Genomic DNA, 22,394 nt, shown 5'->3' with positions numbered 1-22,394 from the left:
ACTTATTCTACTTAAGTTGCCAGGCTTCTGAGTGACTCGATCTGTCATACCTTTTTAAAACAAAAGAGGGGCCTGGTAGTAAAAAAACTAGGCCCCTTTTTTATTCCCATTAACCACAATATACACACCACCAACTCAAGAGACACTGCGGCAAAAATGAGCGTTTAGCGCGTCTAACACGTTGATTGTTTAGCACGCTTAGCGTTTACGCGTTGAGCGTTTCACGCGTTGCAATCGATGGCTGCGGCCTTGTTTAGGTCGCTTAGTTGTCAAGATATGAGTTGGTTTAGATAAGTAGCAATCAGGCATCCAAGGAAAGCTTATGGATAAGGTCGATAACAATCGAGTGATTATTTTTGACACCACCTTAAGAGATGGCGAACAAGCCCTGCAGCAGTCATTAAATGAGCGTCAGAAGCTGCAGATTGCTCTTATGCTTGAGCAGTTAGGTGTTGATGTCATTGAAGCAGGTTTTCCTGTGTCATCTCCTGGTGACTTCTCCTCGGTTAAGCTTATCGGCCAAAACCTCAAAAATGCTATTCCATGCGGTCTTTCTCGTGCAGTAGAGCGTGATATTGATGCTGTGAAGGAGGCATTAAGCTCTTGTGAGCGTTTTAGAATCCATACCTTCATTGCAACTTCTGATGTACATGTGCAAGACAAGTTACGTAAGAGCTTTGATGACATCTTAGGCATGGCTGAGCATGCCATTAAACATGCGCGTCAATACACCGATGATGTGGAGTTCTCTTGTGAGGATGCAGGTCGTACTCCGATAGACAATCTCTGCCGTATGGTCGAGCACGCCATTAAAGCAGGAGCAAGAACCGTAAACATCCCTGATACCGTGGGCTATACCATACCAAGCGAGTTTGGCAACATCATCGCTACTTTGTTTAACCGTGTTCCAAATATCGATCAAGCGGTGATCTCAGTGCACTGCCATAACGATTTAGGTATGGCCACTGGCAATAGCTTAGTTGCCGTGCAAAACGGTGCTCGTCAGGTAGAGGTTTGTGTTAACGGCTTAGGCGAGAGAGCAGGTAACTGCAGCTTAGAGGAAGTGGCCATGGCGCTGCGTACTCGTAAGACTCTGTTTAACGGCCTGTACACCAATATTGTGCCAACTAACATTGCACGAGCATCTCAAATGGTTGCAGGTATTTGCAATGAGAAGGTGCCGCCACATAAGGCTATCGTAGGCTCTAATGCTTTTGCACATAGCTCCGGCATTCACCAAGATGGCGTGTTAAAAAATCGCAGCACTTACGAAATCATCACCCCAGAGAGTGTGGGCTTTAAAGAGAACAATCTGCACATGACAGCCCGCTCTGGTCGACACATGATTAAGTCACGCTTAAATGCGCTTGGTTATGCAGATGATAGCTTTAACTTAGATGATGTATATAGCCGCTTCTTAGAGCTTGCGGATAAGAAAGGTGAGGTTTTTGATTACGACTTAGAGTCCTTGCTGTTCTTTAGCCAGACTATGGAGGACAAGACTCAGTTTACGCTTGAAAACCTCAACGTAATTTGTGGCGGCTCTGGCACCATTCCAACTGCTTCAGTACGTATGAAGATCGGTGATGAGTACTTTATCGATTCTGGTACTGGCGATGGTCCTGTCGATGCCGTATTTAACTGCATTACACGTTTGACTCGTATTGATTGCAAGCTTGTCGACTATAACTTATCTGCCACTTCAGGCGGCATGAATGCCCAAGGCAAGGTAGATGTCGATGTGATGTACAAAGGCCGTAAATACCACGGTCGCGGTTTATCCACTGACGTTATCGAGTCTTCAGCTTTAGCTTTAGTTAATGCATGCAATGCCATCTATCGTGCTCAGATTATTGAGCTTGAAAAGGCAGCATCGCACAACGGCATGCCAGCTGACCCAGACTCTCAAGAGGCTATCGCAGCAATGGAGGCTAAAGCTGCCTCCTTGGTGCGTGGCCAGATATAAATAGAGCATTGCCGGTGGCCTCTTAAGAACACTTGTTGAGGTGCGGCAAACTAACCAAGTCAGAATTTTTTAGGCAAAGCAAAAGGTAAAAACACATCCTCTGCTTTGCCGCAATTTACAGATTTTTTAGGCATCAGACTCAACATCAGCTTAGCTAACCTTTAACCCAACTTAGCCAAGTTCCAGGTTCTTACCAAGACACCTGGTCTTTATGAGCTCTTTTACTCATAAGCAGCACTGTGCAATCTACATAGTGTTGAGGGGCGTTTAGAACAACCCGCTAAACACGCCCACGGCATCTACCAAGGCTAACGCTACAGCTTGATGTTGAGGCATTGCTACCACGCATGCATGTCTTACGCATCAGAAAGCTATAAGCATGGCGCATCAACACAAGCGCTAGTGCATGCCTCGTACTAGGCATGATGGCTTGCAACGGCCATGTACTCCGCCAAATCGCAAGCATTTAGCAATGATCGCTTGCCCGTCATTGATGGCAGAAGCCATGGCTAGTACTAGCGCTCAAGAGCCGATGTTGAGTTGCTTATGCGCAAGTTCAGGCAATGGGGCGCAAAGACGTCTGCACATGTATATGCAAATGCAAATGATGATGTAGATGCCATTCATCTACACATCCATATGCGCATGCATGAGCGTGGAGAATGATGCCAAATTTAGAAAACAAGGGTTATAAATGGAATACAAGATTGCAGTTTTGCCAGGTGACGGCATTGGTCCAGAGGTGATGGCAGAGGCCATCAAGGTGTTAGATGCAGTAAGTGCCAAGCATGGGTTTACTCTTAACTACACCTTTAAGAATGTAGGCGGTGCTGCTATTGATGCACAAGGCTGTGCTCTACCTGAGGATACTTTGCAAACCTGCGAAAACTCTGATGCCATTTTGTTTGGCTCAGTAGGCGGTCCAAAGTGGGAGACACTGCCTCCAGATGAGCGTCCGGAGCGCGGATCACTCTTACCACTGAGAAAGCACTTTAAGCTCTTTTGTAACTTTAGACCCGCTCGTATCTTTGAGGGCTTAGAGCATTTAAGTCCATTGCGCTCTGACATTGCCGCTAAGCATTTTGACATCTTATGCGTACGTGAGTTAACCGGCGGTATCTACTTTGGCAAGCCAAAAGGTATTGAGGGCGAGGGTAAAGATGAGTGTGCTTATGACACTGAAATCTACTATCGCTATGAAATCGAGCGTATTGCCAAGACCGCTTTTGAAAGCGCCATGCTACGCAAAAAGAAGGTCACCTCTGTAGATAAAGCCAACGTCTTAAGTAGCTCCATTTTATGGCGCAAAGTTGTTGAAGAGGTGCATCAAAACTACCCTGAGGTCGAGCTTGAGCATATCTATGTAGATAACGCCACTATGCAGCTGGTAAAAGCTCCTCATCAGTTTGACGTGATGCTGTGCAATAACATCTTTGGCGACATTCTCTCTGATGAGATTGCCATGGTCTCAGGCTCCATGGGTCTGCTCTCATCTGCAAGCCTCTCTGAGAGTGGCTTTGGCCTATACGAGCCAGCTGGTGGTTCAGCTCCTGATATCGCAGGTAAGGGTATTGCCAACCCAATTGCCCAAATCCTCTCAGCTGCCTTGATGCTGCGTTATTCCTTAAAGCAAGAAGCTGCAGCTAAAGACATTGAGGCGGCTGTCTCCAAAGTGCTTGCCTCAGGCATGCGCACTTGCGATTTAGCAGGCTCAGGTGACTTTGTCACCACCAAACAAATGGGCGAAGCCATTGTAGCCGCCCTGTAATTAACCCCATAAACATCAGCCACCAGAGCTACTTGCAATGAACTTATAGGCAAGAAGCTACAAGAGTCCAGCTTTGCATGCCCCAAAGGCATCGAAGCTTAGGCACAAAGCGCATCTGTCTGCAGCCTAAGCAGTCATGATAATGCGCCGTAGTGCTGTTACATAGTCATGCTGTCGTATACAGCCATGACAGCCATAACAGCATGGACGGCAATGACAGTAAGAACTTGCAATCTTGTGGTGCGGGCGCTGCAGTGTGATGGTCTGATGGTGTGGGGAATGGTTTGACGAGATTAGCAAAGATAAGAGAAGGCAAATGGGCAAGACACTGTATCAAAAGGTTTTTGACGCTCACGTGGTATATCAAGCAGAAGGTGAGTGTCCAACTATCTACATCGATAGACATTTAGTTCATGAGGTGACATCCCCTCAGGCGTTTTCAGGCTTGGAGATCGCACATCGTCAGATGAGACGACCAGATCTGACTTTGGCCACTGTAGATCACGATATTTCAACACAAGAGAGCACCATTGAAGCTTGCTCTCCGATGGCACAAGATCAGATCAAGACTTTGATGGCCAATACACAGAAGTTTGGCGTGAAGTTCTTTGGTCTTGGCGATCCTAATCAAGGCATTGTGCATATCATTGGCCCACAAACTGGCTTTACTTTGCCAGGCACTACTTTAGTCTGTGGTGATAGCCATACTGCCACTCATGGTGCTTTTGGTGCTTTAGCTTTTGGTATCGGTACTTCTGAGGTTGAGCATGTTATGGCCACTCAGACTTTAAAGCAGGTACCGTTAAAGACCATGAAGATCTACTGCCATGGTCGCTTAAAGAAAGGTGTTTACGCTAAAGACCTGATCTTATATATCATCGGCAAGCTTACAACTGCTGGCGGTACTGGCTACGCAGTCGAGTTTTGCGGCCCAACCATTGATAACTTATCCATGGAAGGCCGTATGACCTTATCTAATATGGCCATCGAGTTTGGTGCTCCGGTGGGCATGATTGCACCTGATGAGAAGACCTTTGAGTATCTGCGTGGTCGTATGTTTGCACCACAAAATGAGGAGTTTGATAAGGCCGTTGAGTACTGGAAAACCTTAAAGACTGATAATGACGCTGTCTTTGACAAGGTAGTGGATATTGATGCCGCTTTAATCGAGCCGCAGATTACTTATGGTACCAATCCAGGTCAGGTAATTGGCGTCTCAAAATCAGTACCAAAGATCGACGCACAAAAGGATCCTGTAATTAAGAAGTCACTTGCTGATGCTTTGGAGTACATCGGACTTAGTGAGGGCAAAAAGGTCACAGGTGCTCGTATTGAGGTGGCATTTATTGGTTCTTGCACCAATGGCCGTATTGAGGACTTTAGAGCTGCTGCTAGCATCTTGCAAGGCCGCAAAGTAGCTCCATGGGTACGTGCTTTAGCTGTGCCTGGTTCTGCTTGGGTTAAAGAGCAAGCTGAGCGTGAGGGATTAGATAAGATCTTTATTGATGCTGGCTTTGAGTGGCGTCTGCCTGGCTGTTCCATGTGTCTTGCTATGAATGATGACAAGGCCGAGTCAGGTCAACGCGTAGCTTCCTCATCAAACCGCAACTTTGTGGGCAGACAAGGCAAGGGTGCGCGTACTCATTTGATGAGCCCAGCGTCAGTAGCTGCCTGTGCTATCAAGGGCTGTCTGTGCGATGTACGTGACTTCATCGACCACGACGACAAGTAAGTAACAGCAACAGGGTGCGCAAGAGATTGCAATCAATGATGCGAGCATGAGGCAGTCAATGCCTAGAGCATCTTTGATGTGCACCTTAAGTTTGAGGTTTTATCCATGGAAAAGTTTACCGTTCATACTGGTGTTGCTGTGCCATTAAACTCAGCTAATATCGACACTGATCAGATCATTCCAAAGCAGTTCTTGCTCGCTACTACGCGAAAAGGCTTTGGCAAGCATGCCTTTCATGATTGGCGCTACCTTGATGATGCCGAGACTCAGTTAAATCCTGACTTCAATCTCAACAAGAAAGAGTATCAAGGTGCATCTGTTCTCGTAGCTCAAGATAACTTTGGTAATGGCTCGTCGCGTGAGCATGCCCCATGGGCTTTAACTGACTTTGGCTTTAGAGCGGTGATTGCTCCATCCTTTGCCAATATCTTCAACAAAAACGCTTTAGGCAATGGATTACTGACCGTCAAGCTCAAGGGTGAAGAGGTCAACGAGCTCATCACTTATCTTGAGCAAAACGCAGGTGCTAGCGTCACCATCAGCCTTGAAGAGATGTATGTACAGTGCGGTGATAAGCGCTATAGCTTTGATTTAGAGCCTTTCTATCGCAACTGCCTCTTAAATGGCCTCGATAATATTGATCTTACTTTAGAGCATGGAGACGCCATTAGTGCCTACGAAAAGTCCTCCACCACTTGGAACGTAGGCATCAACTAATCCCCTCTACCGCAGCCATGCATAGCATCTAGAGCCCATGGCTGCTCTCGCCTTGCCTAGCAGGCAAGGCCAAAACTACACTCAGATTAAGCAATGCATCTTTGCTATGCACCCTGAAAGTCATATTATAGAGGCACGAAATCAAGAATAAAGACCATCTTTTTCAAATTAGGTCTTTTTTTTCTCCTCAATATAGTGTTCCTATTATTGATTTATGATATAATGGGGGCTCTATATTAAAAGAGGGTAAGTGTCATGGGACGTACAAGAACAGGAAAAACTCATAATGGGCAAGTAAGAGTCACCCAAAATAATGGTGATGTGTATGTCTATGAGCGTGTTACTGCGTATAACCCAGACACCATGAAAACCTACACTGTTAAGAAGACCTTGATAGGTAAAATTCCATCTGGCCAAAATGAGATGATTCCGACAAGGCCAAAGAAGAAATCTTTGAAAGGTTCTAAAGATGTTGAGCCTATAGTTCAGGCTTCTAGAACACGTACGGGAGCCACTGAAATCTTGAAATGGGCAGGAATAGAGTCAGGTATCACTGAGCACTTGCACTCATGTTTTCCTGAGGGTGATGCACAAAAGATAGAGACACTAGCGCAATACTTTGTAGCGACTGATAGGCAAGCTATTTCTCACTTGGAGAAGTGGCAGTTCGAGCATGAAACCCCATACAGAGACGGTATGTCTGAAGACAGCTGCAGTCGTTTGTTTGAAGACGTTGCTATGAACGAAAGTGGCATACAGTCATACTTCAATCATCGTTTTTCAAGTTGTGGCACTAAGAGACCAATCATTGCTCTAGACACTACATCGGTTGACACGTACTCTGCGAATCAGTATGAGTTTAGGTACGGTTTCAGCAAAGAGACTGGACGACTGCCTTCTCAAAAGCAACTCACAATCATGTCTGTTGAAAACCTGCAGCCAATTGCATTTGAACAACAGCCAAGCAATATTCCTGATGCCATTTCAATCAGGAATGCAATCATGAGAATGCAGGCTCTAGTAGATGTAAAACCACTAGTAGTGACTAACAATGGCTTTCATAACGAAGAGAATTGTGCCTTGTTTGTGAAGTATTGCATTTCGTTCTTGTCTCGTATGTCAGTAAAGACTGGGTGGATTGAAGAGCAGTTCAAGAAAGTTAAGAAAAGTATCTACTCATATGGCAACAAGTGTCCATTTGATTCCGATACTTATGGCATGACCGTAAAGGTTGAACATGTCTACAATTTGGCGCATGAGCAAATACAAGAAAAGTTAAAGGCTGGAGATATCCAGCAAGTGACGAAGAATATGTACTTGCACTTCTTCTTCTCTGATTCAAGAGGTGCTAGTGAGAGAGCTATCTTCACACAAGAAATTGACGAACTAATCAACTCAGTCAAGTCTCGATCAGAACTTACCACACATGGTGAGCGCATGGTAGAAAAGTTCCTAATCATCAGCAAAGATGATGCTGGCAATGTCACTGATGTTCAGCCCAACAATGATGCGATTAACGAACACTGGGGAGCGCTAGGCTTTTTCGTACTTGTCTCTGACTTTGAAAAGGATACATTCGAAGCGCTGAAGTACTACCGCTTGAGAAATCGTATTGAATACTTATATGTGATTCAAAAGAACATAGCAGATTGGGATTGTCCACGCGTTTGCTCTCAGATGCGTCTAAGAGGCAGGCAGTTCGTTCAATTCATTAGCGCAAGTTATTACTGCTTCTTAAGCCACAGAATTAATGAACTAAAGCAAAGCCTTGGTCAAGAGGATGGGGTTAAATCACAATCTGAGCTAAAGCTAGAAAAGTCTTTGTTAAATTGGCTAAACAGAGTATCAATCTCCCAGATGCTCGAGTGGTTTGACGCAGTTACACTGCAAATTAAATCACCGTATGCGAGCAAACATATTACAGCTGAGACCATTAAAAGAGATGAACTTTTCCTAAGAAAACTTGGTGTCTTGAAGTAAAGGTGTTCCTATAATCATATTTTCAGGCTTGATCATGGGGTGATTTTGAGGCTGCGAAGCTCACTTCAGATCGTAATGTATTTTGCTTCACTGCAAAACTATGATGCAAAGAAAGATCGCAGCATAGCCAAGATGCTGCAGAGGCTTATGCCTAATCATGAGCATGAGCATGAGCATGAGCATGAGCATAAGCATAAGCATAAGCATAGGCATGTGCTTTAGCAGTGCTTGAGAATGATTGCGAGCTGGAGTTTTAGCGAGCGACTTAGCGTTAGCTTGTGTTTGCTGCTGCTTATATTGGGGCTATTTCTTCTTCTTTTTGCCTCGGATGAGATTAGCGATAAAGTTTGAAATGCCAATGGGGATTGCCAAAACTAAGGTTAGCAAAAAGAGCGGTAGATTGATGATGTAGTATGCTGCAGCAAAGGGGAGTAAAAGGGTTAGGACGAGCAGATCTTTGACCATGACGCAATCACTGTGTAGCTGTTGTCTATCGTGCTCGGTTATACAACGCTTAGTACGTTTTTTAGGAGCTTGTTTTTCGCGTTCCTCTTCCTCAGCCCACAGATTTTCAACATGGATAACACTGTTGTAGACAATATTGCTCAGATAGAAGCTCACAGGATGGAAGAGAGAGTAAATAGTTGAATCCATGCGATACATTTCTGACTCAATCATGGCTGCCAAAATGGACATGTATGAGTTCTCAAAGCGTGCTCTAAGCTCTTCTTCGCTCAGATTATTGGCAACACTGATGCACATATCTTCCATGTTGTTGTAGGCAAATGCTGCTATCAAAGAGATGGTGTCATCAGGAGCATCGTCCTTAATTATTGCTCTATCGCGTAAATAGTCACCCTTTAGAGCCACTGACATAGCTGCAGCAAAGTCGAGATCGCCACCTTCATCAAAAACTATATGACGCAGCAGTGGTACGCACTCTACAGATTTGGCTATGAAACTTTTACGCTCAGGTGGAGCTTCAATGCAGATGCGGGCTCTTAAGTAAGATAAAACACGCAGTTGTCTGATAATGTTTCTGACGACCAAGTCAATCTCGTCACGTGATATCTCTGGGCCTTCAAATCCCCACTTTGTTACTTCTTTGAAGAGGTTTTGGATCTTCAATGGGTCAACATTGCGTAGAGATGTCTCATTACGCATCTTGAGCAAAATCATTTGTAGATGCTCAAAGAGCATCTTGTTAGCATCGCATAGGCACCACTCAAGCTCATTGAGAAATTGAATGTCATAGCCCATATAGTCGGCATTTCGTTCAATTTCATTGCCAAGCCAGATATCCGCAAAGCCATGTTCTTGTAGAGCCTTTTCTAAAGACTCTCGTTTCTTATGGACACTGTCGAGCAAGCGCACCGCATCTTCATAGTATGTGATAGCAAAGTCTTCAGACAAATCTTCACCAAGCTCGTATGAAGCAACTTTCTTGTAGGCCTTTTCAAAATCGTAATAGCAACGAGCTGTGAAGAACTCGTTGGTCACACGTTGATGAGTCGCAGCATAGATCTTGAGGTTCTCAGGGTCGATTTCGTCTTCTACATACAGACAAATACGTGTGTTAATTTGTAGTTCATCAAGGTCATCCATAGCGACACCTCAGTGCCAAGTCCCATAGCATGGTCTAATAGTATATTTTTTAGTAGTGATCATATCACCTGCAGTGTACTCAATAACGACAAGCTCCTCGATATCGGCTTGTACATCACATTTTGGGGCAATGGTCTAAGCGCATATAAAGTCTCATAGAGAACTAAGATTGCCGCTATAGAGCTATTAACAGCAAGGTCTATTTTTATGTTTTGCACTGAGGTCTGATGAGTGCGTGTTTTAGCTCTCATGAGGTGGGCAACAATGATCATTTATGGGGATCTTTGTTGATTGTTGTCAAAGAATCGTGAATCTCTGAGGTTAAACGATAAGAAATATCATCATGTAGCTTTTTCGATATAGATGCCATTGCTAGAATCTTGCGACTATAGCTGTATTGGTGTATCTAGGAAATTGGGTATGCCGGTGCATGTCTATTGATGGCCTGCTTAGGCCGGGTTTTAGGATTTGTCCATACTCTTTATAGTATGCGCAAGGCAAAGTCAGTGCGCTTTTTAGTGCCTTAGTTTTTTATTGCTGTGTATTTGCCCTTGTGAAATTTACCCTCCACTTAGATAGGCATTTTAAGTAATGAGCCGCTAAGTACGGAGAATGGTTGCGGATTGTGTTTTTATGAATAAGGTTCAGCTCAAATTGGACTTTGAGGGCTTTGCTGCTAAGGCTAAAGAGCACTTCAATGATCGTGTCTATACCGACCTTTTACGTCGTTTTGCTTATGGTACTGACGCCTCTTGCTATCGCTATATTCCAAAGGTAGTTATTCGTGCTTTTGATGAGAGCGAGATTCAGACTATCTGTGCTTTAGCCCAAGAGTTTGAAACTCCACTTACCTTCAGAGCTGCAGGTACCTCATTAAGCGGTCAGGCCTCATCTGAAAGCGTATTAGTTATTGCTAATGCTCGTTGGCAGAAGATCAAGGTGAGCGACGACAAGAAGTCAATTTTCCTTGACTGCGGTGTTATCGGTTGTGAAGCTAACGAGGCCTTAAAGCCTTACTCTTTAAAGATTGGCCCAGATCCAGCAACCATCAACAACGCCATGATCGGCGGTATCTTTAACAATAACTCCTCAGGCATGTGCTGTGGTGTTAAGCAAAACAGCTACAACACCATCAAGTCTGTGCGTGTGATTTTACGTGACGGTACCATCTTAGATACCTCTGATAATGCACCTGAGGGTGAGAACTTAGCTTCATTCGTTAAGACTCATGGTGAGCTTGTTGAAAAGCTCATGGCACTGCGCAATACCGTAGTTGCTGACAAAGAACTCGTAAAGCTCATCGAGCGTAAGTTCAAGATTAAGAACACTACTGGCTATAGCATCAACTCTTTAGTTGACTTTAGCGAGCTTAAGGACATCTTAAACCACATCTTTATCGGCTCTGAAGGTACCTTAGCTTTCACCTCTCGTGTTGAGTACGAGTGCGTTGAAGATAGCGCCTTTAAGTCCTGTGCTCTGCTGCACTATGCCTCTTTAGACCAAGCTGCAGTTGCAGTTAAGGTTTTAGCTAAGAACCAAGATATCGTCAGCTCTGCTGAGATCATGGATTATCAGTGCTTAAAGTCAGCTCAGGATCTTGATAATGCTCCAGCTGAGTTAAAGGACATTAAGGAAGGTCAGTGTGCACTGTTAGTTCAGCTTGAAGCTGCTGACAAGGCAACTTTAGATAAGAAGATTGCTAAGGTTACAGCTTTAATCGAGCCTGCTAAGTCTATCTACGGCACTCATTTTGATTCTGATCCTAAGAAGATGGAATCAAACTGGACTATTCGTAAGTCCATTCTGCCGCTGTCAGCTTCTTTACGTCCATCTGGTACTGCAGTTATCACTGAGGACGTATGTTACCCAACTGACAACTTTGCTAAAGGTATTGCCGAGATTACTGAGCTTTTCAAGAAGTATGACTTCGTTGGTTCCATCTTCGGTCACGCTTTAGCTGGTAACGTTCACTTCATCATTACTCCAGACTTATCAGATCCTGATGAGTCAGCACGTTTTGCTGCCTTCATGGAGGCTTTAGTTGAGTCTGTATGCTCCTTAGATGGTAGCACCAAGGCTGAGCACGGTACAGGCCGTATGGTGGCTCCTTTTGTGGAGCGCGAGTGGGGCAAGAAAGCCTATCAGGTTAACGTTGCCATTAAGGAACTGTTCGATCCTAAGTACCTTATCAACCCTGATGTCATCATCACCGATGACATGAATGTTCACAATAAGAACTTCAAGACAACCTCACAAGTTGAAGACTTCATTGATAAGTGCATGGAGTGCGGTTTCTGTGAGAAGGTATGCCCAAGCCGTGAGCTTACCTTAACTCCTCGTCAGCGTATTGCTGTACGTAAGGAGATCGTACGTCTTGAGAACATGAACCACCGTACAGCTGAAGAAACTGCTCAGCTTGAAGAGCTCAAGAAGGGCTATGAGTACTTTGGTATCGAGACTTGTGCTACTTGCTCTATGTGTTCTACTCTCTGCCCATTAGAGATTGATACTGCCAAGATTGCTCTGAGCTTAAAGCCATTCATGCGCTCTCCATTCCGTCAGGAAGTAGCTAAGGCTTCATCTAAGATGTACGGTACTACCATTGGTCTTGCTAAGGCTTCCTTAATGGGTGCTAATGCTGCTAGAACTATCTTAGGCTCCGAGACTGTAACTAAGATTTCTCGCAAGATGAATGAGACCTTACAGATTCCATTCGTCCCAGTTACTATGCCTAAGAGCAATGGCTATAGCTTCAACGATAAGATCATTCCAGGCAACGACATGAAGGTTATCTACTTTACCTCATGTATTAACCGTGTCTTTGCCCCACGTGATGAGCGCTTCGATAAGCGTCCTCTGCAGGAGGTCTTTGAGGGCCTGTGCAAGAAGGCAGGTATTGATGTTGTATACCCTCACAAGGTTAAGAGCTTATGCTGCGGTAAGTCTTACAAGGACTATCCAGAGGTAGAATCTCAAAAGGCAACTGAGCTGCAGAACATCATTCACGAGATGGCCAAGACTGCCAAGAACTGCATCGTAGTTTGCGATCACTCTGCTTGCTCTTACGAGATCTTAAAGCGTCTTAAGGAGTCTGACAGCTCCATCAACTTCATGGATATGCCAGTATTCTTAGAGAAGGTACTGCTTGAGCGTATCTCTATCCGTAAGATTGATGAGGACGTAGCTGTTTACCCAATGTGCTCCACCGTCAAGGGTAAGTGGGATAGCTCCTTAAAGGCAGTTGCTCAGGCATGTACCACTGGTAAGGTCTATGTACATAGCTCAACCAAGTGCTGCGGCTTTGCCGGTAACAAGGGCTTTACTCGCCCAGAGCTTAACGATAGCGCCTTACGTCTGTTCAATGAGTACTATGACAACGAGCAAGAGAAGAATCCAAATCTCAAGCGCGGTTACTCAAGCTCCTCTACTTGTGAGATTGGCTTAAACTCTCATAGTGACATTGCATGGCAAAACCTCATCTACTTAGTAGACAAGGTAGCTCGCTACAAGATGTAAGTAAGCTTTTAGGCTCACCAACATCACTTGATGAGTCCAATAGGCTCATCAACATCACTTGATGAGCCCAACTCCAGCAATATACAAGGCAATGGCGTGCTCAAAAGTTCGCGCCATTGCCTTTTGTTTATCTAGCCTCCAAGCTCATCAAAACACAAAAAAAACTAAAGACTTACTGCTAATCACTAACTTCTCAGGCAAACAGATACCAGATAACCTCTAACTACTAACGTCTAAGCCAAACTGATACAAGCTAACCACTAACTGTTAATTGCTAACAGCCAAGTCAAGGCGCTTACAGCTTAAGTCGCTCAATGGCTATGACACATTAGATGAAAAAAGTCATGGCAAGAAAGTAAGTCATAGCTTGAGATCATTGAAAGCAAGGGAGCATAAAGCTTGTCTTTTTACCTAAGATACAGCCGTCTTAAGTACACTAAGATAAAAGTAGCTTAAGTGCTTGCGATAGTATTTTCAAAAGCCAGCAGCGCTGTGCACTATCTGAATAAATGCATTATTCATCACTAGTTGATGATTTATCGGAGGCATAGGCTAAAGAGATTAATGCGTTTAGAACTGCAAATGCGTTGCAAGTCGTTGCAGTGGCAAATAGGTATTTGTCTTTGTGAAGTAGTTCAAAAATGGCGTAATCATGCTGTTTTTTGGGTTCAAAAGCACGTAAATATGGGCTTTATAGCCTGATAATTTGCGCGAAAAGTGGGCGCTGTTCCATATTCGCGCAGTGAATTTTTTGTAGAAAGTCGCATTTCGCCACATTTGTATGGCCAAATAGTTTACGGATGGCTTAAATATAAGGCTTGTTAAAAACTCACTTTACTGGCCATTTTCAAAATCATGCACTAAAATAAAGCACAAAAGTGGTAAGGCACATACACACTAGGTTGTGAGCATGATTGTTTCTCGCTATAGTGAATCCAACGAAATTTTTCAGGTTATTGTTCAAGGGGGCGAGCTAAAACCTCGCTTAAAAGTAATATGAAGAAAACTTTAGTTGCACTCTCCGTTGCTTTAGTCGCATCCGCTAGCTTTGTTTCAAACGCCTTTGCAGGTACTCTTAAGGTTGGCGCTACCCCAGTTCCTCATGCTGAGATCTTAGAGTTTGTTAAGCCAGCATTAGAGAAGAAAGGCGTTAAGCTTGAGATCACCGAGTTTAACGACTATGTACAGCCTAATTTAGCTGTAGATGCTGCTGAGCTTGATGCTAACTTCTTCCAGCACAAGCCTTACCTTGAGGTATTTGTAAAGGATCACGGCTCTGACTTAGTAGCAGTTGCTGGCGTTCACATCGAGCCAATGGGCCTTTACTCCCAGAAGTTAAAGTCAATCGACGATCTCAAGGATGGTGCTACTATCGCTATTCCTAACGATCCAACCAACGGTGGCCGTGCTCTTTTATTACTTGCTAAGAAAGGCTTAATTACCCTTGAGGATCCAACCTCTGTAGTAGCAACTGTTCTTGATATTACCGAGAACAAGAAGAACTTACACTTCCAAGAGCTCGAGGCTGCTCAGCTGCCACGTGCTTTAGCTGACGTTGATGCTGCAATTATTAACAGTAACTACGCTATTCCAGCTAAATTAAATCCTCTTACTGATTCATTACTCTCTGAGGATGCAGACTCTCCATACGTTAACATCTTAGTTGGTAACTCTGAGAGCGCCAAGAACCCAGACATTAAGGTATTAGTTGAGGAGCTCACCTCCAAGGAAACTGCTAAGTTCATCCTTGACACTTACAAGGGTGCTGTAGTTCCAGCTCCAGCTTCTTACCTCAAGTAATACAAGCATAAAGCTTGTATCACCCCCACAGGCTACCAAACCTAAGGTAGCCTAAAAAAAATGCAGGCAGCCACAGCGCCGCCTGCATTTGCCTTATCAAAATTCCCACCACTAAAGTAATTACCTTACTCCAGCGCTAAATCCAGCGCTAAATCCAGAACTTTACTCCCGCCCGAAATCCAGCACTGTAAGCCAACTGCACTCATAGCTAGGCACTAAACAAGACAAGATCGCATTGTACGTGTTATCGACCATTAATCCTGATAGACTGTAGCCACCTTTTGGAGCAATTAACAGGACTAGCCGTGCCACGCACATCATCAAATAAATCTAAAGCTAAATTAGCATCCACAACTCAGAGCTCTGCAAAGTCACAAGCAGTTAATGCTACGCTTGCTAACGCTCAAGTGGAGGATAAAGACAGCAAAGCAACAGATACAACCTTAGATGCTATTGCTTGTGCAGCTAAGGAGATTGGTATTGGTGCTTATGCCGCAGATCTTGATGATGACGATGAATTAGAAGATCTCGAGAGCTCCTCGATAAACGAGCTTGATGAGTCCTTAGAGGATGACCTTGATAGCTCATTAAGCAATAACCTTGAGGATGCCTTAGAGGAAGACCTTGATAGCCCATTAAGCGATGACCTTGAGGATGGCTTTGATGATCTCGAGAGCGCAACTGAAGATGAAATCTTTGGTAATCGCAATAAGAGTCGTATTGCCTACGAGATTAGCAAAATTAAAGAGCGTCAGTTACGCGGGGCTGGAAGATCCATTCAGTTTGCTCCTGATGAAGATGGCAACTATGACGATGCCCATAAAGCAGGCTTTGGATCAGATGTAGCTGAGCCTCAAATGGATATGGCTGACGCCGAAATCCAAGGACAAGTTGAGGGTGCCAAGGTAGATGAGGATGGTAGTGCAGAGCTTTTTGATAGCAAGGCTTTCTTAAAGACAGTACCAAATCGTCCTGGTTGTTATCGCATGTATGACCTGCGCAATCAGGTCATCTATGTAGGCAAGGCTAAAGATCTTAAGAAGCGTTTAAGCTCTTATTTCTTAAAGCAAGATCAAGGCGTTAAGACCAGGGTTTTAGTCTCGCATATTGCTCATATTGAGTTTACTGTTACCTTCTCTGAAAGTGAGGCTTTGATTCTTGAAAATGAGCTCATTAAGAAGTATCAGCCGCACTTTAACATCTTGCTGCGAGATGATAAGTCATACCCGTATATCTTGCTTACCTCTCAGCATGAGCATCCAGGTATTTACTACCACCGTGGAGCACGCCGTAAAGCCGGTGAATACTTTGGCCCATTCCCGGATTCATCTGCAGTAAAAGACAGCCTTAGACTCATGCTGCAGCTCTTTCCAATTCGTCAATGTGAAGATACCGTCTATGCTCATCGCTCTAGACCTTGTCTCATGGCTCAAATTGGTAAGTGCTTAGCTCCTTGCGTGCCTATGTCTAAAGAAAAACAGGCACAGTATGCTGAGCAAGTAGAGCTCGTTAAACTTTTCTTACAAGGCCACAATCAAGAGCTCTTGAGCGCTATTGTTAAAAAGATGGAAGAGCATGCTGCACGTATGGAGTTTGAAGAGGCCGCAGCGCTTAGAGATCAGCTTACCTCGCTTAGAAAGGTACAAGAGGCTAATAGTATTGTCTCGGGTATCGAGTATCCATTAGATGTCATTGGCTTTGCTATGGCAGAGGGTATGGCCTGTATCCACGTGCTCTTTATCCGAAATGGCCGCATCTTTGGAACTCGCTCGTTCTTTCCAAAGCTCACAAGCGAAGTTAGAAATAATACTGAGCTCGTCTTATCGTTCTTAAGCCGTTTCTATCTTAATGATACTCACAGCAACCTTATCCCTGATGAGGTGGTAATTGATCTTGATTTCAATGCCGTAAATGCAGCAGATGATGAGACAGGACAAGATGGCGTAACAAGTGATCTAATTAGCGCAGATGCTAATGCTGGTAGCGATGAGTCTGAGAACTTAAAACCAGGACAGGTATCCTCAAGATCCCGTCGTATGCAGCAGTCCATCGTGCCAGGGGATAAAGACGAGCGTATTGCTGGCGCAAAGAGCCTCGTTGCAGAGATCAAGGCCATGGACAATATCGATCCACAAGAGCGCCACGATCGCCTGCAAGGTAAGCTCCATGATGATGTTGTAGATGCGCTTGATCTTGAAGAAGAATACCTCACCGACGAGCACTCGGACAAAGACACCAAAACACCACATCTTACGATCTCAGAGCAACAAGCAGAGGAAACAGATGATGCCCACACATCATGCATCGATGCAGCCGATACAACCGATAAAGGCGATGCAGCCAACACAGCCGATACAGGCGATGCTGTCGATGACACTTCCGTCGATGGTGCGGGCGCTGTAGTGCTCAAAGACGAGCTGAGCGTACTCAAAGAGGCGCTTAAGAAACAGTTTGATAAGAATGTACGCTTCACCCGTGGCGTGCGAGGTGCTAAGCATCGTTTTGTACGTCTAGCCATGACTAACGCGTCTGTAGCTCTTAGTGCTAAGGTGCAGTCATTTGCCACTGCAGAGCATCGTATTAAAGAACTAGAGAGCTTGCTTGGCATTAGTGGCGTTGAGCGTATGGAGTGTTATGACATTTCCCATACTCAAGGTGAGCTTACTGTAGCCTCGTGCGTAGTGTTTAATCGAGAAGGCCCAGATAGTTCTCGCTATCGCAGGTTCAATATCGATGGTATCACTCCTGGAGATGACTTTGCGGCTATGCATCAGGTGCTAACAAGGCGCTTTAAAGATCCTGATGGTGGTGAATGTCCGCAGCTTGTCTTTATTGATGGTGGCCCAGGTCAGTTATCCCAGGCTGAGGAGGTAATCTCTAATGCCTTTGCTAATGCTAAGACACCAATGCCAACCATAGTAGCTGTTGCCAAGGGAGAGGGTAGAAAGGAAGGTCTTGAGACTCTTATTAGAGCCTTTAGTCACGAGCGCATTAATCTCACTCTAAATTCACCAGCCTTGCAGTTGGTGATCCATATTCGAGATGAGTCCCATCGCTTTGCCATTACAGGACACAGAAATCGCCGCGCTAAAGCAAGACGGACTTCCAAGCTTGAAAGCATTGCAGGAGTAGGTCCAAAGCGTCGTCAGGCTATATTAAAGCACTTAGGCGGCATGCAAGAGGTATTGCGTGCTGGCATTGATGAGCTCAAGAAAGTCCCTGGCATCAGTCCAAAGATGGCCGAACAAATCTATGATGAGCTTCATAGCTAAACATTAAGCCAACAAACACAAAAAAAGGCAGCCCCAAGGCTGCCTTAATATAAAAAAAGACTTTGCGCACTCGCGCTAAAGCATTATTAGCCTAATAAGCTTAAGCCCAGCTGAGGACGGGTATTAGCCTGCATCAGCATAGAAGCAGCTGCCTGCTGAATGATGGACTGCTGTGACAGGTTAGCAGACTCTTCAGCAAAGTCAGCATCGCGAATACGGCTACGTGCATCAGCTTCGTTAGCGGCTACGTTAGACTGATTACGGATAGATGACTCAAGACGATTTTGCAGAGCGCCAAGGTCGGCACGCTGAGAGTCTACAGCAGCAATGATCTTGTCCATTGACTGGATTAAAGCCTCAGCACCTCCTGTAGAGAAAGTGATGGCACCGCCTTTGGATGTTTCCTTAGTAGTAGTAAAGCCAGCAGAACCATTCTTAGCTAAAACTGAGAAAGTAAAGTTAGCAACAGAAAATGAAATTGTGTCACCCTTGTTAGAGCCAACCTGCAGTACTAACTTACCGCCCTTAGAGCCATTAGTGTCATCTTTGGTGTAAATGGAATCATCCTGCTTTGCACCCTTAAGGATTTTCTTACCACCGTAAGTAGTCTGCTGAGAAATACGTTGCATCTCAGCAACTAAAGCTGATGCCTCTTTGCCTAATGCGTCACGATCTTCCTTGGTATTGGTGCCGTTTGCAGCCTGAACAGCTAAAGTACGGATCTTCTGGAGCATGCCTGAGATCTCGTCAATGCCTGACTCGATGGTCTGAGCAAGGGCGATACCGTCTGAAGCGTTACGATTTCCCTGATTTAAACCATTTATCTGGCTAGTAAGACGATCGGCGATCTGGAGGCCTGCAGCGTCGTCTTTGGCGCTGTTAATACGCATGCCACTTGACAGACGCTGGTAAGTTGTGGTAAGCGAATTGTTGACATTATTTAAATAGCGTTGTCCTTGGAGGGCGCTATAGTTTGTATTTACAAATACTGCCATGATCTAACTCCTATTAGCCTAAGAGGCTTAAACCGAGCTGAGGACGGGTATTAGCCTGCATCAGCATAGAAGCAGCAGCCTGTTGAATGATGGACTGCTGTGAAAGGTTAGCAGACTCTTCAGCAAAGTCAGCATCGCGAATACGTGAGCGTGCATCAGCTTCGTTAGCAGCAACGTTAGACTGATTGCGAATAGATGACTCTAAACGATTCTGCAAAGCACCAAGATCGGCACGTTGTGCATCAACATTGGCGATCATTGAATCCATAAGGCCAATAGTTATATCTGCGGCACTCTTTACAGTGAAATCAATTGAAATAACGCTTGCAGTAACCTTAATGACATTCTTATCGACGAAGTTGTCTTTGAATTTTGGATCAGCACGGCTTCCAATCTTAGAAAACTGCATGCTCTCAACACTAAATGAGATAGTATCTCCCTTGTTGGAGCCAACTTGAAGAGTTAACTTGCCTGCCTTACCATTATCAGTATTATTTGCAGCCTTTGAGAAAATGGTCGACTCATCATCTTTCTGGCCTCTGAGGATAGTCTTGCCGGCATAAGTTGTTTGTAACGCGATACGACTGATCTCATTGGCTAAAGATGTTGCTTCTTTTGATAAAGCTGTTTTGTCTTCAGCGGTATTGGTTCCGTTCGCAGCCTGAACAGCTAAAGTACGGATCTTCTGGAGCATGCCAGAGATCTCGTCCATGCCTGCTTCCATGGTCTGCGCAAGAGCGATACCGTCAGAAGCGTTACGGTTACCCTGGTTGAGGCCGTTGATTTGGGATGTCAAACGATCTGAGATCTGGAGGCCAGCAGCGTCATCTTTAGCGCTGTTAATACGCATACCGCTTGATAAGCGTTGGTACGTAGTTGTGAGCTGGTTCTGGACATTGCCTAAGTAGCGCTGGCCTTGAAGGGCGCTATAGTTTGTATTGACATAAACAGCCATGATCTAACTCCTATTAGCCTAAGAGGCTTAAACCGAGCTGAGGACGGGTATTAGCCTGCATCAGCATAGAAGCTGCAGCCTGTTGAATGATGGACTGCTGTGATAAGTTAGCAGACTCTTCAGCAAAGTCAGCATCACGAATACGGCTACGCGCATCAGCCTCATTAGCAGCCACATTAGACTGGTTACGGATAGATGACTCTAAACGATTCTGCAGAGCGCCAAGGTCGGCACGCTTGCTATCGATTGCAGCAATCATTGAGTCAAATAACTCAATAGCTTTACCGATGTAATTATTTGCAGCAGCGTTTCCGAAGTCTGCTTTGTCCATGTTTACAGTAACAGCACCAGTATCCTTATTAAACGATAAAAACTTATCAGTCTCGCCCATTAAGTCGCCGCCGTTACCAAGCTTTGACAGAACAACGGATTCAGAATCAAAGGAGATTGTATCGCCCTTGTTGGAACCTACTTGGAAGGTCATAGTGCCTTTTTCACCAGCAGGATTATTCTGAACTTGCTTATCGCCAAAAATAGAGCCGTCGATCTTGCCATTTAAGATAGTCTTGCCTGCAAAGGTAGTCTTTGTAGCAATACGAGTAACTTCGTTTGCTAGGGACTCCATTTCCTTGCCAAGAGCTTTGCGATCTTCTGCGGTGTTAGTGCCGTTTGCAGCTTGTACGGTTAAGGTACGCATCTTCTGGAGCATGCCAGAGATCTCGTCCATGCCTGCTTCCATGGTCTGCGCAAGGGCAATACCGTCTGATGCGTTACGGTTTCCCTGGTTGAGGCCGTTGATTTGGGAGGTCAGACGATCCGCGATCTGGAGGCCAGCAGCGTCATCTTTGGCGCTGTTAATACGCATACCGCTTGATAATCTCTGGTATGTGGTCGTGAGCTGGTTCTGGACGTTGCCTAAGTAGCGCTGGCCCTGAAGAGCTGAGTAATTGGTATTAACATATACTGCCATGTGACTATCCTCCGATTAACCTAATAAGCTCAGGCCAAGCTGAGGACGGGTGTTAGCCTGCATCAGCATGGAAGCAGCTGCTTGCTGGATAATAGACTGCTGGGAAAGGCTTGCAGACTCTTCAGCAAAGTCAGCATCGCGAATACGGCTACGTGCGTCAGCTTCGTTAGCAGCAACGTTAGACTGGTTGCGGATGGAGCTTTCAAGACGGTTTTGGATGGCACCTAAGTTGGCACGCTGAGCATCAACCTTAGCAATAAGAGTATCCATAGAATTAATTAGCATCTGTGCAGCGGTTGCTGTTGAGAAAGCTACCAATGTACCTTTAGAGGCCTCTTTGATCTCATTTCCTTTGAAACCCTTTGAGGCACCGACAGCAAGTGCAGAGAAAGTAAAGTTGGCAACACTAAATGAGATGGTATCACCCTTATTGGAGCCGACTTGTAAGGTCATGACGCCGCCCTTAGAGCCATTTTGGGCATCTTTAGTATAAATGGTGTCGTCGGTCTTAGCTCCCTTGAGGATTGTTTTGCCAGCATATGTAGTCTGTTGAGAAATACGCTGCATTTCAGCAACTAATGAGGAAGCTTCTTTTGCTAAGGCACCACGATCCTCAGCTGTGTTAGTTCCATTTGCGGCCTGAACAGCTAAAGTACGTACCTTCTGAAGCATGCCAGCGATCTCATCCATGCCTGCTTCCATGGTCTGAGCTAAGGCGATACCGTCGGATGCGTTGCGGTTACCCTGGTTGAGGCCGTTGATTTGGGAGGTCAGACGATCAGCGATCTGGAGGCCTGCAGCGTCATCTTTAGCGCTATTAATACGCATACCACTTGATAATCTTTGGTATGTAGTAGTCAGGCTATTATTGACGTTAGAAAGGTATCTTTGTCCTTGGAGGGCGCTGTAATTGGTGTTTACATATACTGCCATGATCTTATCTCCTGATGTTTGTCGTCAAAGTGAGATCCTAAAAAGCTTTTGATCCATAGACGGCAAATAATCGTTTATAGGCGTTGAGCCTATGTACTACCTTAGTTAACGGAATTATTTATCATTAAATATGACAATAGTGGAGCATTTATAAGTCGTGGATTTATCTTTTTATAAAATGGCTT

13 protein-coding genes are annotated in these 22,394 nt (G+C 44.9%); 8 read left to right on the top strand and 5 right to left on the bottom strand.

Annotated elements, in window-relative coordinates:
- Positions 1 to 322 precede the first annotated feature (322 nt).
- The 5 genes from leuA to H524_RS0112620 all read left to right on the top strand — a co-directional run bounded on the left by leuA (position 323) and on the right by H524_RS0112620 (position 8,163).
- A complete protein-coding gene (gene leuA, locus H524_RS15950; RefSeq protein ID WP_084281793.1) occupies positions 323 to 1,966 on the top strand; it encodes a 2-isopropylmalate synthase in 1,644 nt (547 codons plus the stop codon).
- Between the two features lie 694 nt (positions 1,967 to 2,660).
- On the top strand, positions 2,661 to 3,734 hold the full coding sequence (gene leuB / locus H524_RS0112640) for a 3-isopropylmalate dehydrogenase (RefSeq protein WP_027940443.1): 1,074 nt from the start codon (positions 2,661 to 2,663) through the stop codon (positions 3,732 to 3,734).
- Positions 3,735 to 4,050: 316 nt separating this feature from the next.
- Positions 4,051 to 5,466 carry a 3-isopropylmalate dehydratase large subunit gene (leuC, locus tag H524_RS0112635; RefSeq protein ID WP_027940442.1) on the top strand — a complete coding sequence of 472 codons (1,416 nt, stop codon included), beginning with the start codon at positions 4,051 to 4,053 and terminating at the stop codon, positions 5,464 to 5,466.
- Between the two features lie 105 nt (positions 5,467 to 5,571).
- Complete coding sequence (gene leuD / locus H524_RS0112630) at positions 5,572 to 6,183, top strand: 3-isopropylmalate dehydratase small subunit (RefSeq protein WP_027940441.1); 612 nt, start codon at positions 5,572 to 5,574, stop codon at positions 6,181 to 6,183.
- A 255-nt stretch (positions 6,184 to 6,438) separates the two neighbouring features.
- Positions 6,439 to 8,163 carry an IS1634 family transposase gene (locus H524_RS0112620; protein ID WP_027940440.1) on the top strand — a complete coding sequence of 575 codons (1,725 nt, stop codon included), beginning with the start codon at positions 6,439 to 6,441 and terminating at the stop codon, positions 8,161 to 8,163.
- A gap of 303 nt (positions 8,164 to 8,466) precedes the next feature.
- Here H524_RS0112620 and H524_RS0112610 read toward each other — a convergent pair whose 3' ends face one another.
- Entirely contained in the window at positions 8,467 to 9,768 is a 1,302-nt protein-coding gene (locus H524_RS0112610; protein WP_027940439.1) for a hypothetical protein, read from the bottom strand.
- Between the two features lie 633 nt (positions 9,769 to 10,401).
- Here H524_RS0112610 and H524_RS0112605 point away from each other — a divergent pair.
- The 3 genes from H524_RS0112605 to uvrC all read left to right on the top strand — a co-directional run bounded on the left by H524_RS0112605 (position 10,402) and on the right by uvrC (position 18,356).
- Positions 10,402 to 13,284: an FAD-binding and (Fe-S)-binding domain-containing protein gene (locus H524_RS0112605; RefSeq protein WP_027940438.1), complete on the top strand. Its 2,883-nt coding sequence runs from the start codon at positions 10,402 to 10,404 to the stop codon at positions 13,282 to 13,284.
- Between the two features lie 996 nt (positions 13,285 to 14,280).
- A complete protein-coding gene (locus tag H524_RS0112600) occupies positions 14,281 to 15,084 on the top strand; it encodes a MetQ/NlpA family ABC transporter substrate-binding protein (protein ID WP_027940437.1) in 804 nt (267 codons plus the stop codon).
- Positions 15,085 to 15,389: 305 nt separating this feature from the next.
- On the top strand, positions 15,390 to 18,356 hold the full coding sequence (gene uvrC, locus H524_RS17800; protein WP_052339106.1) for an excinuclease ABC subunit UvrC: 2,967 nt from the start codon (positions 15,390 to 15,392) through the stop codon (positions 18,354 to 18,356).
- Positions 18,357 to 18,442: 86 nt separating this feature from the next.
- On the opposite strand, the gene H524_RS0112590 is transcribed toward uvrC, so the two are convergent.
- From H524_RS0112590 to H524_RS0112575, 4 genes are read right to left on the bottom strand one after another with little or no spacing between them, the layout of a single operon-like run.
- Positions 18,443 to 19,351, bottom strand: coding sequence for a flagellin N-terminal helical domain-containing protein (locus H524_RS0112590; protein WP_027940436.1), 909 nt, complete (start codon positions 19,349 to 19,351; stop codon positions 18,443 to 18,445).
- Positions 19,352 to 19,364: 13 nt separating this feature from the next.
- Positions 19,365 to 20,306 (bottom strand): flagellin N-terminal helical domain-containing protein, encoded by a 942-nt coding sequence (locus H524_RS0112585; protein WP_027940435.1) that lies wholly within the window; start codon positions 20,304 to 20,306, stop codon positions 19,365 to 19,367.
- 13 nt (positions 20,307 to 20,319) lie between these two features.
- A complete protein-coding gene (locus H524_RS0112580; protein ID WP_027940434.1) occupies positions 20,320 to 21,276 on the bottom strand; it encodes a flagellin N-terminal helical domain-containing protein in 957 nt (318 codons plus the stop codon).
- A 15-nt stretch (positions 21,277 to 21,291) separates the two neighbouring features.
- On the bottom strand, positions 21,292 to 22,209 hold the full coding sequence (locus tag H524_RS0112575; protein WP_027940433.1) for a flagellin N-terminal helical domain-containing protein: 918 nt from the start codon (positions 22,207 to 22,209) through the stop codon (positions 21,292 to 21,294).
- Between the last annotated feature and the right edge of the window lie 185 nt (positions 22,210 to 22,394).

The sequence above is a fragment of the Anaerobiospirillum succiniciproducens DSM 6400 genome (assembly GCF_000482845.1).
Classification (GTDB): domain Bacteria; phylum Pseudomonadota; class Gammaproteobacteria; order Enterobacterales; family Succinivibrionaceae; genus Anaerobiospirillum; species Anaerobiospirillum succiniciproducens.
Note: the sequence above shows the minus strand (reverse complement) of the source record. Positions and strands in the feature narration are given on the sequence as shown.

Excerpts from the sequence above, each read along its gene's own strand:
- leuC (WP_027940442.1), top strand. The coding sequence starts at position 4,051 with ATGGGCAAGACACTGTATCAAAAGGTTTTTGACGCTCACGTGGTATAT.
- H524_RS0112590 (WP_027940436.1), bottom strand. The coding sequence starts at position 19,351 with ATGGCAGTATTTGTAAATACAAACTATAGCGCCCTCCAAGGACAACGC.
- H524_RS0112620 (WP_027940440.1), top strand. The coding sequence starts at position 6,439 with ATGGGACGTACAAGAACAGGAAAAACTCATAATGGGCAAGTAAGAGTC.
- H524_RS0112605 (WP_027940438.1), top strand. The coding sequence starts at position 10,402 with ATGAATAAGGTTCAGCTCAAATTGGACTTTGAGGGCTTTGCTGCTAAG.
- leuD (WP_027940441.1), top strand. The coding sequence starts at position 5,572 with ATGGAAAAGTTTACCGTTCATACTGGTGTTGCTGTGCCATTAAACTCA.
- H524_RS0112575 (WP_027940433.1), bottom strand. The coding sequence starts at position 22,209 with ATGGCAGTATATGTAAACACCAATTACAGCGCCCTCCAAGGACAAAGA.
- H524_RS0112610 (WP_027940439.1), bottom strand. The coding sequence starts at position 9,768 with ATGGATGACCTTGATGAACTACAAATTAACACACGTATTTGTCTGTAT.
- H524_RS0112580 (WP_027940434.1), bottom strand. The coding sequence starts at position 21,276 with ATGGCAGTATATGTTAATACCAATTACTCAGCTCTTCAGGGCCAGCGC.
- H524_RS0112585 (WP_027940435.1), bottom strand. The coding sequence starts at position 20,306 with ATGGCTGTTTATGTCAATACAAACTATAGCGCCCTTCAAGGCCAGCGC.
- leuA (WP_084281793.1), top strand. The coding sequence starts at position 323 with ATGGATAAGGTCGATAACAATCGAGTGATTATTTTTGACACCACCTTA.
- leuB (WP_027940443.1), top strand. The coding sequence starts at position 2,661 with ATGGAATACAAGATTGCAGTTTTGCCAGGTGACGGCATTGGTCCAGAG.
- H524_RS0112600 (WP_027940437.1), top strand. The coding sequence starts at position 14,281 with ATGAAGAAAACTTTAGTTGCACTCTCCGTTGCTTTAGTCGCATCCGCT.